The following is a 15,429-nucleotide window of genomic DNA, read 5'->3' on the forward strand; positions in this document are numbered from 1 at the left end:
GCCATGATCCTCGCGCGAGAGATGACATGTCCACGGATTTTGCGACGTAACGGTATACCATTAAGCTCGATCGTATGGCTGAACTGCTGCTTCGCGACGCCCGGCTGTGGGGCTCACCGGAACCGACCGACCTGTACATCCGCGACGGCCTCGTGGCCCCCCTCACGGACGCCGGACCCGGCACGCCGGTCGAGCGGCTCGACGGCAAGCTCCTGCTGCCCGGCTTCGTCGACGCCCACGCGCACGTCGACAAGACCATGTGGGGCGGCCCCTGGCTGCCGCACACCTCCGGCCCCGGCCTCATGGGCAAGATCCGCGGCGGCGTGGAGCGGCGCGCCGAGGCCGGCATCCCGAGCGCCGACTACATCCACTCGCTGCTCACCAACATGATCGTCAGCGGCACCACGCACGTGCGCAGCCACGTCGACATCGACCCCTACCAGGGCCTGGCCGCCGTCGAGGCCGTGCGCGAGGCGGTCGCCCGCCTCGACGGCCGCATCACGCTGGACATGGTCGCCTTCCCGCAGACCGGCCTGCTCATCAGCCCCGGCACGGAAGAGCTCATGGACCGGGCCCTGGCCGAGGGCGTGGAGCTCGTCGGCGGCATCGACCCCGCCGGGCTCGAGAACGACCCGGTGCGCCACCTCGACATCGTCTTCGGACTCGCCGAGAAGCACGGCTCCGGCGTCGACATCCACCTGCACGACCGCGGCGACATGGGCATCTGGCAGTACGACCTGATCATCGAGCAGACCAGGGCGCGCGGCCTCGGCGGCAAGGTGACCATCTCCCACGGCTACTGCCTGGGCGAGGCGGCACCCGCCGTCCAGGACCGCGTCATCGCCGCCCTCGCCGAGACCGGCATCGGCCTGGCCACCGTCGCGCCGTCGATCTCGCTGCCGCTGAAGAAGCTGCGCGAGGCCGGCGTCCCGGTCGGCGCGGGCAACGACGGCGTGCGCGACCTGTGGAGCCCGTACGGCACCGGCGACATGCTGGAGCGCACCCTCTTCCTGGCCCAGCGGGCCGGGTTCGTCCAGGACGAGGACATCGAGATCGCCCTGGAGGCGGCCACGTACGGCGGAGCCACGCTGACCGGTCGCCGCGCGGGCTTCGCCGTGGGCGACGCGGGCGACTTCGTCGCGGTCGACACGCGCAATCCGGCCGAGGCCGTGTGCGTGCGGCCGGTGCGGTCGCTGGTCGTCAAGGGCGGACGCGTCGTGGCCCGCGAGGGCGCCCTGGTGTGACCGCCTGAACGGGCGGGGACGCACGGGCGTCACTGCTTGCGCAGCTTGCCGGTCTCCGTGACGAGCTCCATGCCGGGGGTGTCGCGGTAGGTGTAGGTGAGGTCGTCGCCCTCGAGGTCGAGCCAGATCGTTCCCGGGATGCAGCCGCCCTTGCTGGTGCCCAGGGAGAAGGTCAGCGTGTTCCCCTTCACGCTGACCAGCTCGATGGTGGCCGTGCAGTCGACCGTGGCGTCCTTCTCGCTCCACTGCGCCGTCGACTCGCCGGGCGTGAGCACGACGGTGTTGACGGCGCCGTCGGCGTTCATGGGGTTCGTCGAGGTGGTCTGGCCCGACCAGGTGCCGGCGAACCTCTCGGGGATCTTCGCGTTCTCCTGGGCGGGGGGCCTGGTCCGCTGCGGGGGAGTCGTGTCGTCCTGGCCTGGCGTTGTGTCCTGGCTGGGCGTGGTGTCGTCCTGTCCGGGTCCCGTGTCGTCCTGGCTGGGCACCGGGTCGGATTTCGCGGCGCCCGTAGGGGCGGGCGTCACCACGGTGGTGAGGGTGGTGGCCGGTCCGCGGTTCAGCCAGAGAACCACGCCCGCCAGCACGGCCAGGGCCGCCACGATCGCCACCGAGCTCACGACCAGGCCGCGCCGCGAGCGGCCGGACCCCGGCGCCGTCGGCGCGGAGGGGGAGGCGGGGCCGGTGGTGCCGGGGGGCCGCGACGCCATCGCCGCCGCGAAGGGACCACCCTGGGCGCCGCCGCCGTGCACCCCGCCCGGCTGCGACACCGGGAAGCCCGGCTGCGACGGCGGGAAGCTTGGCTGCGGCCCAGAGGTGCCCGGGTTCACGAGGGCGACCATGAGGTCGCGGGCCGGAGGCCGCTGCGTGGGGTCCTTGGAGAGCGCCGCGCCGAGCAACCCCCGCAACCGCGGCGGGAACACCGACACGTCCGGCTCGGCGAACAGCACCCGCTGCATCACCGCCGGCACCGTGTCCGCCCCGAACGGGCTGCTGCCCGTCGCCGCGTACAGCATCGTCGCCGCCCACGCGAACACGTCGGACGCGGGCGAGGCCGCGGAGCCGTTGATCTGCTCGGGCGCCATGTAGGCGGGCGTCCCGATCAGCCCCGATGTCATCGTCGAAGCGCCTTCGGCGCGGGCGATGCCGAAGTCCACGACGCGCGGTCCGTCGGGGCCGAGCAGCACGTTGCCGGGCTTGAAGTCGCGGTGCACGACGCCCGCCGCGTGGATGGCCGCCAGCGCGGTCGCGGTGCCGATGACCAGGCGTTCGAGCTCGCCGCCGCGCATCGGGCCCTTGTCATAGACACGCTGGGCGAGCGAGGGCCCGTCGACGAACTCGCTGACGACCCAGGGCCGCTGATGCTCCACGGAGGCGTCGAGCACGCGTGCCGTACAGAACGACGCCACGCTCTCCAGGGCCTGCAGCTCCCTGGCCAGGCGGGCGCGGGTCTCGCGGTCGCCGTGGCTGAGCAGCTTGACCGCCACCCGCTCGCCCGCGCCGTCGAAGCCGAGGTAGACCACGCCCTGGCCGCCCTCGCCCAGACGCCCCGCCAGACGGTAAGGCCCCAGTTGCGGGGGATCGTCCGGTTCCAGGGGGAAGACCATGGCGCTACGGTACACCTGCCAAAAATGTCGTGATCGTCATCTATGGTCCTGGCTCATGGGTGTCTGCGCCCCTTGAGCGCCCGGCGGTCCGCCGTCGCGGCACGGAAGGGTAACGACACCTTTCTCCGCACCACGCGTCACCTGCACCAATTCCGCACTCGGTGCACAGACGGCTCTTGAGTGATTTACCGTGTCTTGTCGGCAAATTTCCGCCCAACTGGAGGTTTCGGGGTGTCCAGGGCGACGTTCCGCCAGCGCGCTCGATACTGGTTCGACAACACCATGGCCAAGGGAACAGCCGCGCTCGTCGGCTGGCTGGCCCTGGTCTCCGTCGGCCTTGTCGTGGTGATGGGTCTGCTGGTGTTGTGGCTGACTCCGCACGAGCCCAGCCCCGACACCAGCGCGGGGGAGGTGTTCTGGCTCGCCTTCATCCACGCGCTGAACCCCAGCAAACTCGCCAGCGACAAGGGCACCGTGCCATTCATGGCGATCATGCTCGCCGGGTCGCTCGGCGGGCTGTTCATCGTCAGCATCCTCATCGGCCTGCTGTCCAACGGCATGAAGGCCAAGGTCGACCGCCTGCGCCGGGGACGCTCCCAGGTCGTCGAGCGCGGCCACACCGTGGTGCTCGGCTGGTCCGACCAGGTCGCCACCATCGTCGGCGAGCTGGTCAAGGCGCACGCCAGCCAGAAGAGCTCGGCCATCACCATCCTGGCCGACCGCGACAAGCCGACCATGGAGGAGGAGCTGCGCGAGCGGCTCGGCGACACCGGCAGGACCCGCATCGTCTGCCGCACCGGCCGCCCCACCGAGCCCCGCGACCTGGAGCTCATGAACCTGGGCGCGGCCCGCTCGATCGTGGTCATCTCCCCGGAGGGCGACGACCCAGACGCGCACGTCATGAAGATCCTCCTGGCCCTGGCCAAGCGCAGCGGCAACCACCCGCCGGTGGTGGCCGCGCTCACCTCGGGCCGCAACCTGGCCGCCGCGCGGCTGGCCGGAGGCGCCGCCGTCCACCTGGTCGACTCCGACGACACCGCCTCGCGCCTGATCGTGCAGTCCTCGCGCCAGTCGGGCATGTCGGTCGTCTGCATGGACCTGCTCAACTTCGACGGCGGCGAGATCTACCTGCGCACCGAGACGTCGCTGGCCGGCCGGACGTACGGCGAGGCGCTGCAGGCCTACCACACCGCCACCCTCATGGGCCTGAGCCGCCCCTCGGGCGTCGTCCTCAACCCGCCCATGGACACCGTGATCGAGAAGGCCGACCAGCTCGTCCTGATCAGCCACGACGACTCGGTCATCCAGCTGGCGAGCGAGCCGGCCAAGCCCATCGAGACCGCCATCGTGGCGGGCGATCACCCGCCGGTCGAGCCGGAACGCACGCTGATCCTCAACTGGAACGGCCGCGCCGAGCAGATCATCGGCTACCTCGACGGCTACGTGGCCCCCGGCTCCACCCTCGACATCGCCACCGACCACCCCCGCGCCGGGGCGGACCTGGCGGCTCCGCAGAACCTCAAGATCAACGTCAAGGAGTGCGACACCACCGACCGCTACGCGCTGGAGTCGCTCGGCCTCGACCTGTTCGACCACGTCATCGTGCTCTCCGACGACCGCTACAAGCCGCAGCACGCCGACACGCGCACCCTCATGACGCTGCTGCAGCTGCGCGACATGCAGAGCAGGTACGGCCAGCGGTACTCGATCGTCAGCGAGATGCACGACGAGAGCAACCGCGCCCTGGCCGAGGTCACCGAGGCCGACGACATCGTGATCAGCGACACCGTCATCGGCCTGCTGCTGGCCCAGCTGGCCGAGAACCGCCACCTGGCCGACGTGTTCGCCTACCTCTTCGACTCGCGCGGCTCGGAGATCTACCCGCGTCCCGCCGCCGACTACGTGCAGCCGGGCGTCGAGGTGGACTTCGCGACCATCGTCGAGTCGGCCCGCCGCCGGGGGGAGACCGCCATCGGCTACCGCCTGGTGGCCTACACCAACGTGCCGCCGCACTACGGCATCGTGCTCAACCCCGACAAGCGCAAGCGCCTGACCCTCGGCCGTCGTGACTCGGTGATAGTGCTGGCGGAGCGCTGATATACGGAGAATGATGACCCGGGCACCGATCGTGATTATCATGAGCCGGTGTCCTGGTTACGGATTGTCCTCGCACTGGCGCTGAGCGCAGCCCCGCAGACCGTCGTCGCCGTCCAGCGCCAGCTGGTGGCCATCCCGGCCTACTGGGGGCCGGACACTCCCGACGGCCGCGAGCGGTTCGCCCGCCTCGCGCAGAACGTGCCCACGCTGGAGCTGGTCGTGGTCAACGGCTCCCAGCGCAAGGCCCAGTCGCCGGCCCATCCGGCCTGGACGGAGGCGATCGGCAGGATCCGGGCGACCGGAGCCCTGCCGCTCGGCTACGTCGACACCGGCTACCTCGGCACCACCGGCCACACCACGCGCCAGGGAACCACCACCATGGCCGCCTGGAGCACGCAGATCAAGGCCGACCTCGACGAGTGGTTCGACCTCTACGACGGGGTCGCCGGGGTCTTCCTGGACCAGACCCCGGCCACCTGCGGCGCCGACGACCTCTACGTCGACGCCTACGCCGAGATCAGCGACTACATCAGCGACAACCATCCCAACGCCTACATCGTGATCAACCCGGGCGTGAGCGTGCCGCAGTGCTACGAGCGCATCGCCACGACGATCCTGACCTTCGAGCACACCTACGCCTCCTACCTGAGCTTCACCCCACCCGCCTGGGAGCTGAACCACCCCAACCCGCGCAAGTTCTGGCACCTGGTCTACGACGCCCCCGACGAGGCCGCCATGAACGACGCCGTGGCCAGGTCCAAGGCGAACAACGCCGGTTTCGTCTACGTCACCGACGACAAGCTGATCTTCGACCCCACCCGGCCGGGCGACCCGAACGCCGCACTCGGCTTCCCCTGGGACACGCTGCCGACCTACTGGCATCCCGAGCTGGTGCGCATCGCCGGGATCACCGACACCCGCCGCCCCGACCCGCCCGACGGCCTGCGCGGCACCACCCGGTCGGGCACCACCGCCTCCCGCGTCGACCTGGCCTGGAACAACCCCTACGACAACGTCGCCACCGTGAGCTACGAGGTTTTCCGCGACGGCGTCTCCCTCGGCCACACCTACGACAACCGGCTGCGCGTGAACGGCCTCGACCCGGCCACCGCCTACCGCTTCCGCGTGCGGGCGACGGACGCGGCCGGCAACGTCGGCGACCTGAGCACCTCGCTGAAGATCACCACCCCGCCCGCCGCCGCGAGCACGATCGCCGGCGCCTCCGCCTGCGTGACCGCCTCCGAGGCCCGCTACGAGGCCACCTACCTCGACGAGGTCGAGCACTACCGGGTCTTCGTCGACGCCGATCATGACGCGACGACCGGGCTCGACGGGGCCGACTACATGATCGAGAACAACCGGCTGCTGAAGCACGCCGGGCCCGGCTGGACCTGGCAGCAGCAGCCGGGCACCCCGCTGGCCTCCTCCGACGACGGGCGCCACGTCTGGCGGGTGCCGCTCGCCGACCTGGGCGGCTCGACCGGCCAGAAGGTCACCTTCAACGGCGGGCCGCCCGAGACCTACACGCAGGCGATCACCACGACCGCCTGCTGACCGCCGTGATTCTCCCCGGGTGGGGGAGAATGCGGCCATGCGCACGATCGACTGGGTCGACGGAGCCATCGAGCTCGTCGACCAGACCCTGCTGCCCGACCGGCTGGTCATGCTGCGCATCACCACGGTCGACGACCTGATCGACGCCATCCGGCGGCTCGCGGTCCGCGGCGCGCCCGCCCTCGGCGTGGCGGGCGCCTTCGGCGTCGTCATGGCCGGAGGTGACCGTGAGCAGATCGCCCGGTTGCGCGCCGCCCGGCCCACCGCCGTCAACCTCGCCTGGGGCGTCGACCAGGTGACGGGCAGCGCCGACGACCCGCTCAAGACCGCCCTGCGGCTGCGCGACGACGACATCGCCGCCTGCCGCGCCATGGGCGAGCGCGGCGCCGACCTCGTGCAGTCACTCACCCCGGGCGACGCCCGGATCATGACGATCTGCAACACCGGAGGCCTGGCCTGCGTCGAGCGCGGCACCGCCCTCGGCGTCGTCCAGACCCTGCACGAACGCGGGCGCCTGGCCGAGGTGCTCGCCCTGGAGACCCGCCCGCTGCTGCAGGGAGCCCGCCTCACCGCCTGGGAACTCCAGCGCATGGCGGCGCCGTACCGGCTCGTCGTCGACTCCGCGGGGCCCTACCTCCTGACCACCGGCGTGGACGCGGTCCTCATCGGGGCCGACCGCGTGGCCGCCAACGGCGACACCGCCAACAAGATCGGCTCCTACGCGCTGGCGCTCGGCGCCAGGCGGGCGGGCGTGCCGTTCATCGTCGTCGCGCCGGAGAGCACGATCGACGCCGCCACCCCGTCCGGCGAGCACATCGAGATCGAGGACCGGGGCGACGACGAGGTGGTCACCGTCCGTGGGGTACGGCTGGCGCCCGAGGGCAGCCGCGCGCTCAACCCGGCCTTCGACGTCACCCCGAACGACCTCATCACCGCCATCGTCACCGAGGCCCGGGTGATCACTCCCTAGAGCGCATGTTCGGTGCGCAGTCGTTCATCGGCAGGCAGTTGGCGGGGAAGCACGCGTTTCCCTCGGAAACCGCCGGCGCGGGCATGCCGGTGAGCGCGTCGGCCAACGGCTGACGCAGGACATTGCCCACCCGCTTCCAGCGAGCCAGCGGGCAGGGGGTGAGAGACCCGTCCGGCAGTACGGCGAAGCGGCCGTCGCCGCATCTCCCGCACAGCTGGAACTCGTCGTTCGCCCCCGGCGCCGGCCTCCCCAGCAGTCGCATCCGATCGATTACCACCTCGGCCGCTCCCGCCTCCCTGAGCTGGGTCGCGGCCTCGACGACCCGCTGACCTGGGATGATCTTGACGACCCCAGCGCGGACGTGAATGCCACGCCGGACGGCTTCGCGAAGGTTGGCCATCGTGGCGCTCACCCCGTCGCGGCCGGTGATCCGGCGGTGCTCGACCACATCGGTGCTGTAGAAGCTGATGGCCAGCTTCGACCTGGATCGCACCAGGGCCTGCCACAGGGACTCCGGCACGCGGAGCAGGTTGGAGTAGACCTCGATGTTCAGCCCGAGTGAGGCCGCCCGTTCGAGGAGGGCGGGCAGTTCGGGGTGGATGGTCGGCTCGCCTCCGATGAACTGGACGCTGTGAACGCCGACCACTGCGGCCTGGCCGAGTGTCGTCATCCAGTCGGCGGCGGTCATCACGCCGTGATCACCACGCGGGCCGGACGAGGCGTAACAGTGCACGCACTCGAGCTGGCAGCGTGAGGTGATCTCCATCCAGGCGTAGCCATAGCGTCGGACCGGCTCGATCATCATGCCCTCCCGATGAGCTTCTGCCTGTAACGATACCCAACTTGTCTTAGGTCTGCCAGAGACTTGTCATAGAACAGGTAAGCAGTGGGAGTCGGGCGGGGAGCCTGGAAATGAGACGTCTAGCCTGCGGTCCGTGCTCGACCCACAAGACCGTGTCCCGCTCTACCAGCAGCTCGCCGACCGGATTCGAAGCCGGATCGCAGACGGCGAACTGGAAGCAGGCGACCGGGTGCCGTCCGAGGCGGAGCTTGTGGCGGAGTACGGGGTGTCGAGGATCACGGCGCGCAAGTCCATCGGGTTGCTGCGCGAAGAGGGCGTGGTCTACACGCGGCAGGGCCAGGGGTCGTTCATCGGCCCCGAGGAGGCGCGGAAGGCCCGGCGTCGCCGCGGCCAGCGTTACGTCGAGATCGCCGAGGATCTCGAACGCCGCATCCGTGACGAAGAGTGGCGACCGGAGCCGCCCCTGCCGTCGGAGCAGCGCTTCGCCCAGCACTACGACGTCTCGGTGTCGACGGTTCGCCGGGCGATAGCGATCCTGCGCGAACGGGGGATGCTGGTCACCGTGCCGGGCAAGGGTACCTATCTGGCGTGTGACTGATCCCGCACGTTCGCCCAGTCAGACCGATCTCCAGGATTTCCCGCCTGTCCAGGTCACGGCGCGTTACAGTCAGCCAACGCGCGACCGACAGGAGACCGCCGTGGCCATTGACCTGGTCTTAAGGGGCGAATGGGACGCTCGTCCACCCCAAGGGAGCTACACGCAACTCGACTCCACCCGCGGCGTCAAGGTGCACTACACCGGCGGCCACGTCGACCCCGGCCTGGCCACCGACCACAGCAGGTGCGTGGCCCTCGTCCAGGCGATCCAGAACCACCACATGGACGGCAACGGCTGGCTGGACATCGGCTACAGCTATGTCGCGTGTCCGCATCGGGAGGTCTTCGAGGGCCGCGGCCTCTACCACCTGCCCGCGGCCAACGGCGCCGGGCTCAACGCCGGGCACTACGCCGTCCTGGGCCTCGTCGGCTCCACCGGCCTGGTCACCCCGCCCGACGGGCTCCTGCACGGCGTGCGCGACGCCATCGAGTTCCTGCGCGAGAAGGGCAACGCGGGCAACGAGATCAAGGGGCACCGCGACGGCTACGCCACCGACTGCCCCGGCGACAAGCTGTACGCGTGGGTGCGACGCGGGGCGCCGCGGCCGGGAGGCGAGGGCGGGCCGCCCGAGTTCCCCGGACGCCTGCTGCGGTATCCGCCGGTCATGCGCGGCGACGACGTGCGCACCTGGCAGCGCCAGATGGTGCGGCGGGGCTGGGAGCTGACGGCCGACGGCGCCTACGGCGCGCAGTCGCGTGACGTGTGCCGCCGCTTCCAGCGCAGCGTGGGCATCGAGGACGACGGCATCGTGGGTCCCCTGACGTGGACGCTGACCTGGGGTACCCCTCAATCCTGACCCCGGAGCCTTGTTCGGGCGGCGATCGCTTACCATCCGAACATGGAACTGGCGGCGGACTTCACCCCCACGACCCGCGAGGACTGGCGCGCCCTGGCCCTCGCGGTGTTGCGCAAGTCCGGGGCGGCGGACATCGCCGATCCCGAGGACTTCCTGGCCACCCCGACCTACGACGGGATCCGGATCGCCCCGCTCTACGACTGTTCCGACCTGCCCGAGGGCTCGCAACTGCGACCGGCGGGGCGCGGATGGGACATCCGGCAGCGCCACGCCGTGGCCGACCCGGAGGCGGTCATGGCCGACCTGGAGAACGGCGTCACCTCGCTGTGGCTGGCCCTGCCGCCCGACGCCCTTCCCGGCGTGCTCAAGGACGTGCTGCTCGACCTGGCACCCGTCGTGCTGCAGGCTGGCCCCGACACGGCACGGGCCGCCGAGGTGCTGTTCGCGCTGGCCGCCGAGCGGGGCACCCCGTTGTCGGGCACGCTGGGCGCGACGCTGGAGACGCCCGAGCTGGTGGAGCTGGCGCGCCGCTGCGCCGACGAACACCCAGGTCTGCGCGCCGTGGTCGTCGACGCCACGCCGTACCACGACGCGGGCGCGAGCGACGTGGAGGAGCTCGGCTGCTCGATGGCGCTGGGGGTGGCGCACCTGCGCGCGCTCACCGCGGGCGGGCTGAGCGTGCGGGAGGCGCTCGGGCAGCTGGAGTTCCGCTACTGCGCCACCGCCGACCAGTTCGCCACGATCGCCAAGCTGCGCGCCGCGCGCCGCCTGTGGGCCCGCGTCGCCGAGGCGTGCGGCGCCGCCGGTGAAGGCGTCCAGGTGCAGCACGCGGTCACCTCCTCGGCGATGATGACCGCCCGAGACCCGTGGGTGAACATGCTCCGCACGACGCTCGCGTGCTTCGGCGCCGGGGTCGGCGGCGCAGACGCGGTCACCGTGCAGCCGTTCGACGCCGTGCTCGGCCTGCCCGACGCCTTCTCCCGCCGGATCGCCCGCAACACCCAGTCGCTGCTGCTGGAGGAGTCGTCACTGGGCCGCGTGGCCGACGCGGCGGGCGGCTCCTGGTACGTGGAGCGGCTCACCCACGACCTGGCCGTCGCCGCCTGGGCGTGGTTCCAGGAGATCGAGGCCGCGGGCGAGGGCGCCGCCGCGCTGATCGAGGAGCGGATCGCCGCCACCCGCTCCAGGCGCGACGACGACATCGCGCACCGGCGCCTGCCTCTCACCGGGGTGAGCGAGTTCCCCGACGTCGACGAGCGGCCGGTGATCCGCTCCGGCGAGGGCGTGCACGCCGCCCGCTACGCCGAGCCGTACGAACGGCTGCGTGACGCCGCCGACGCGCAGGACGAGCGGCCGAAGGTGTTCCTGGCCACCATCGGGCCCGTGGCGGTGCACACCGCGCGTGCCTCGTTCGCCTCCAACCTGTTCCGCGCCGGCGGCCTGGCCGTCGAGAGCGCCGGAGCCGGCGCCGACCCCGAGCGGATCGCCGCCGCCTTCGCCGCCGCCGGCACGCCCGTGGCGTGCCTGTGCTCCAGCGACAAGCTGTACGGCGAGCAGGCCGAAGCCGTGGCGGCGGCGCTCAGAAAGGCCGGGGCAAGGAAGATCTGGCTGGCGGGCAAGGGCTCCTACGCTGGGGTCGACGCCAACCTCTTCGCCGGATGCGACGCGCTGGGCGTGCTGCGCGAGACCTTCGAGGACCTGGGAGTGCAGCTGTGACGATCCCCGACTTCACCCGCATCGACTACGCCCCCGCCGCGCCCGCGGCGCTCGGCGCCCCGGTGGAGGGCCAGGCGTGGGAGACGCCGGAGGGCATCGAGGTCAAGCCGGTCTACGACGCCGCCGACCTCGACGGTCTCGACTTCCTGCGCACCTATCCCGGCGCGGCGCCGTACCTGCGCGGGCCGTACCCCACGATGTACGTCAACCAGCCGTGGACGGTGCGGCAGTACGCCGGATTCTCCACCGCCGAGGAGTCGAACGCCTTCTACCGCCGCAACCTGGCCGCCGGGCAGAAGGGGCTGAGCGTCGCCTTCGACCTGGCCACCCACCGCGGCTACGACTCCGACCACCCGCGCGTGGCCGGCGACGTGGGCATGGCGGGCGTGGCGATCGACTCCATCTACGACATGCGCCAGCTGTTCGACGGCATCCCGCTCGACCGCATGAGCGTGTCGATGACCATGAACGGGGCGGTGCTGCCGATCCTGGCGCTCTACATCGTCGCCGCCGAGGAGCAGGGGGTGTCGCCCGCGCAGCTGGCCGGGACCATCCAGAACGACATCCTCAAGGAGTTCATGGTCCGCAACACCTACATCTATCCGCCTTCGCCGTCGATGCGGATCATCTCGGACATCTTCGCCTACGCCAGCCGCGAGATGCCGCGCTTCAACCCGATCAGCATCTCCGGCTACCACATCCAGGAGGCCGGGGCCACCTGCGACCTGGAGCTCGCCTACACCCTGGCCGACGGCGTGGAGTATCTGCGTGCGGGCATCGGGGCGGGGCTCGACGTCGACTCCTTCGCGCCCAGGCTGAGCTTCTTCTGGTGCGTCGGGATGAACTTCTTCATGGAGGTGGCCAAGCTGCGCGCGGCTCGCCTGCTGTGGGCCAAGCTCGTCTCCGGCTTCCACCCGAAGAACCCCAAGTCGCTGTCGCTGCGCACCCACTGCCAGACCTCCGGCTGGTCGCTGACCGCCCAGGACGTCTACAACAACGTCGCCCGCACCTGCATCGAGGCGATGGCTGCCACCCAGGGCCACACCCAGTCGCTGCACACCAACGCCCTCGACGAGGCGCTCGCGCTGCCCGGCGACTTCTCCGCCCGCATCGCCCGCAACACCCAGCTGCTGCTGCAGCAGGAGTCGGGCACCACCCGCCCGATCGACCCGTGGGGCGGCAGCTTCTACGTCGAGCGTCTCACCCACGACCTGGCCGCCAAGGCCTGGGAGCACATCCAGGAGGTCGAGCGCGCCGGCGGCATGGCCAGGGCGATCGACCAAGGGCTGCCCAAGCTCCGCATCGAGGAGGCCGCCGCCCGCACCCAGGCGCGCATCGACTCGGGCCGCCAGCCGGTCATCGGCGTCAACAAGTACCGTCCCGAGGCCGACGAGCCGATCGAGGTGCTCAAGGTCGACAACAGCGCCGTGCGCGCCCAGCAGCTCGACAAGCTGCGGCGGCTGCGCGAGGAACGCGACCAGGGCGCGGTAGACGAGGCGCTGGAGGCCCTGACCAAGGGCGCCGCGAGCGACGACAACCTGCTGGAGCTGGCCATCCGCGCCGCCCGCGCCAAGGCAACCGTCGGGGAGATCTCCGACGCGCTGGAGAAGGTGTTCGGCCGCCACGCCGGTCAGATCCGTACCATCTCCGGTGTGTATCGAGACGAGGCCGGGCCCGTGCGCAACATCGAGCTCGTCCGGCAGGCGGCGGCCGACTTCGAGGCCGCCGAGGGACGCCGCCCCCGCATCCTGGTCGCCAAGATGGGGCAGGACGGCCACGACCGCGGCCAGAAGGTGATCGCCACCGCCTTCGCCGACCTCGGCTTCGACGTCGACGTCGGCCCGCTGTTCCAGACGCCGGAGGAGGTCGCGCGCCAGGCCGTCGAGGCCGATGTGCACATCGTCGGCGTCTCCACGCTGGCGGCGGGGCACCTGACCCTGGTACCCGCGCTCAAGCAGGCGCTCGACGAGCTCGACGCGGGCGACATCATGATCGTCGTGGGCGGGGTGATCCCGCCCGGCGACTTCGACGAGCTGCGCGCGGCGGGCGCGGCGGCGATCTTCCCGCCGGGCACGGTCATCGCCGACGCCGCGCTCGGGTTGCTCAAGGACCTGCGCGAACGGCTCTAGCCCTCGGCCGGATGCGTGGCCACCACCTTGCCGGTCAGGGTGGTGGCCAGGTAGCCGCCGCCGTACTTGTCGCTCAGGTAGAAGCCGAGCGCCGGTTCGCCGCGGTTGTTGAAGACCCACTCGGCCCACATCACCATGTAGCGGCTGGTGGGCTTGTCGACGTTGAGCACCTTGTCGGCCCGCTTGAAGCCGTCGATCATCACCTTCCAGTCGACCTTGGCCAGGTCGACGGGCTCGCCGCCGCGGGTCCACGTGCCGCTGGAGCCCGGCTCCAGGAGACCGCCGCGGAAGGTGAGGCTGTCGTAGGCCTTCTTGCGGCCCTTGACCGGCACGCTGACGCTGATGTGCTGCGGGTAGACCGTCAGGTCGTAGGCCCTGGTGTCGCCGCGTTCGTCCTTCAGCGCCGCGATGACGGCCGCCATGCCCGCGGGGGACAGCAGGGTGCCGGGCGCCTCGGTGGTCTCCTCCTCCGTCGGCTCCGTCGAGGGCTTGTCGACGGCGACGGGGGTGCGTGAGGGCAGGGTGAGGCTCGTCGGGTCGGCGGTGACGGTCGTGGAGGGTCCGTCCAGGAGGCCCGGCAGCACGTAGAGCCCGGCGGCGGCCAGGGCGGCGACCAGGACCGTTCCCACGATCACCGCGGGGGCCTTGGAGCGGCGGCCGCTGATCTGGGTCGGCGCCAGGTGGTCGCCGTAGTACGGCTTGGGCCCGGGGTACTGCGGCGCGCCGTACCCCGGCATCGGCGACCCCGCGGTGGGCGCCCCGTGCACGGGCGAAACGTAGGAGGGCACGCCGTGCTGCGGGGCTCCGTGCTGCGGCACTCCGTGCTGCGGGGCGCCGTAGAGCGGCGCGCCCGGCGCGCCGTACGGGCCGGGCACGGGCGTGCCCTGGCCGGGCGTGGGCGGGCCGCCGAAGGCGGGGCCGCCCGGCTGCGGCGGGGTGTACGGCAGGACGGAAGGTGCGGCCGTCGCCTGTCCCGACACGATCGCGGTCAGCTGCTGCTCGATCCACTCGGCCGGAGGGCGCGTGGACGGCTCCGGCTGCAGCACCGCCTGGAAGACGGGAGCCAGTGGCCCGGCGTTGGCGGCGGGCGGGATGCGCCCGTTGAGCACGGCGGCGAGCGTCGCCATCGTCGTGTCGCGGCGGAAGGGGTTGCGCCCCTCGACGGCGACGTACAGCAGCAGCACCAGCGACCAGTAGTCGGAGGACGCCTCGCCCTCGATGCCGCGCAGCCGCTCCGGCGCCATGTACTCAGGCGAGCCGATGATCTCCCCGGTGCCGGTGAGGCCGGGGGAGTCGCCCAGCGCGGCGATGCCGAAGTCGGTCAGCACGGGGCTGCCGTCGGCGCGCAGCAGCACGTTGGCGGGCTTGACGTCGCGGTGCAGGATGCCCGCCTCGTGGGCGGTGCGCAGCGCGGCGACGATGCCGCGCCCGACGCGGGCCGCCTCCACCGGGTCGAGCGGGCCGTGCGCCAGCCGGTCGGCCAGCGAGCCGCCCTGCACCAGCTCCATCACCAGCCAGGGATGCTCGGGTGTCTCCACGATGTGGTGGATGGTCACGACGTTGGGGTGATGGATGCGCGCCAGCGCCCTGGCCTCGCGCAGCACCCGCTCGCGCACCATGCCCGAGTCGACCGAGTCGGGGGTGCGGACCTCCTTCAGCGCCACCTCGCGGTGGAGTGCGAGGTCGCGCGCTCGCCAGACGGTGCCCATCCCGCCGCTGCCGAGCCGCTCGACCAGCTCGAAGCGACCGTCGATGACCATGCGGGACAGCGTACTGAGTCATCGGGACAATAGGGAGATCCTCCTCTACTGTTTGCGCCGTCGAGCGCCACGATCGGCAGGGTGCCAACAGCGATGTGC

Annotated in this window: 11 protein-coding genes; 8 read left to right on the forward strand and 3 right to left on the reverse strand. The window is 71.4% G+C overall.

The window, feature by feature from the left end; genetic code table 11:
• Window positions 1-74: 74 nt before the first annotated feature.
• Window positions 75-1,244 carry an amidohydrolase gene (locus HNR30_RS08720; protein ID WP_181609240.1) on the forward strand — a complete coding sequence of 390 codons (1,170 nt, stop codon included), beginning with the start codon at window positions 75-77 and terminating at the stop codon, window positions 1,242-1,244.
• Window positions 1,245-1,273: 29 nt separating this feature from the next.
• Here the strand turns inward: HNR30_RS08720 and HNR30_RS08725 are convergent, their stop codons facing one another.
• The gene (locus HNR30_RS08725) at window positions 1,274-2,848 is read right to left on the reverse strand and encodes a serine/threonine protein kinase (RefSeq protein ID WP_181609241.1); all 1,575 of its coding nucleotides are present in this window, start codon (window positions 2,846-2,848) and stop codon (window positions 1,274-1,276) included.
• Between the two features lie 231 nt (window positions 2,849-3,079).
• On the opposite strand from HNR30_RS08725, the gene HNR30_RS08730 reads away from it, so the two are divergent.
• Genes HNR30_RS08730 through mtnA form a run of 3 tightly spaced genes read left to right on the forward strand, consistent with a single transcriptional unit; the run spans window position 3,080 to window position 7,469 of the window.
• On the forward strand, window positions 3,080-4,945 hold the full coding sequence (locus HNR30_RS08730) for a CASTOR/POLLUX-related putative ion channel (protein ID WP_181609242.1): 1,866 nt from the start codon (window positions 3,080-3,082) through the stop codon (window positions 4,943-4,945).
• Between the two features lie 48 nt (window positions 4,946-4,993).
• Window positions 4,994-6,499, forward strand: coding sequence for a spherulation-specific family 4 protein (locus HNR30_RS08735; protein WP_181609243.1), 1,506 nt, complete (start codon window positions 4,994-4,996; stop codon window positions 6,497-6,499).
• A gap of 37 nt (window positions 6,500-6,536) precedes the next feature.
• Window positions 6,537-7,469 (forward strand): S-methyl-5-thioribose-1-phosphate isomerase, encoded by a 933-nt coding sequence (gene mtnA, locus HNR30_RS08740; RefSeq protein WP_181609244.1) that lies wholly within the window; start codon window positions 6,537-6,539, stop codon window positions 7,467-7,469.
• On the opposite strand, the gene HNR30_RS08745 is transcribed toward mtnA, so the two are convergent.
• Window positions 7,459-8,271, reverse strand: a complete 813-nt coding sequence (locus HNR30_RS08745) for a radical SAM/SPASM domain-containing protein (RefSeq protein WP_181609245.1) — start codon at window positions 8,269-8,271, stop codon at window positions 7,459-7,461. The two genes, mtnA and HNR30_RS08745, sit on opposite strands and share 11 nt — an antisense overlap.
• A 133-nt stretch (window positions 8,272-8,404) precedes the next feature.
• Between HNR30_RS08745 and HNR30_RS08750 the strand changes: the two genes are divergently transcribed.
• The 4 genes from HNR30_RS08750 to scpA all read left to right on the forward strand — a co-directional run bounded on the left by HNR30_RS08750 (window position 8,405) and on the right by scpA (window position 13,570).
• The gene (locus HNR30_RS08750) at window positions 8,405-8,869 is read left to right on the forward strand and encodes a GntR family transcriptional regulator (protein ID WP_181609246.1); all 465 of its coding nucleotides are present in this window, start codon (window positions 8,405-8,407) and stop codon (window positions 8,867-8,869) included.
• Window positions 8,870-8,969: 100 nt separating this feature from the next.
• Entirely contained in the window at window positions 8,970-9,725 is a 756-nt protein-coding gene (locus HNR30_RS08755; RefSeq protein ID WP_181609247.1) for a peptidoglycan recognition protein family protein, read from the forward strand.
• 42 nt (window positions 9,726-9,767) lie between these two features.
• The gene (locus HNR30_RS08760; protein ID WP_181609248.1) at window positions 9,768-11,441 is read left to right on the forward strand and encodes a methylmalonyl-CoA mutase family protein; all 1,674 of its coding nucleotides are present in this window, start codon (window positions 9,768-9,770) and stop codon (window positions 11,439-11,441) included.
• Window positions 11,384-13,570, forward strand: coding sequence for a methylmalonyl-CoA mutase (gene scpA, locus HNR30_RS08765; protein WP_181609249.1), 2,187 nt, complete (start codon window positions 11,384-11,386; stop codon window positions 13,568-13,570). The genes HNR30_RS08760 and scpA overlap by 58 nt, the downstream gene beginning before the upstream one ends.
• Here scpA and HNR30_RS08770 read toward each other — a convergent pair.
• Entirely contained in the window at window positions 13,567-15,330 is a 1,764-nt protein-coding gene (locus tag HNR30_RS08770) for a serine/threonine-protein kinase (protein ID WP_181609250.1), read from the reverse strand. The two genes, scpA and HNR30_RS08770, sit on opposite strands and share 4 nt — an antisense overlap.
• Window positions 15,331-15,429: the final 99 nt, after the last annotated feature.

This window comes from Nonomuraea soli, from assembly GCF_013761175.1.
GTDB lineage: Bacteria > Actinomycetota > Actinomycetes > Streptosporangiales > Streptosporangiaceae > Nonomuraea > Nonomuraea soli.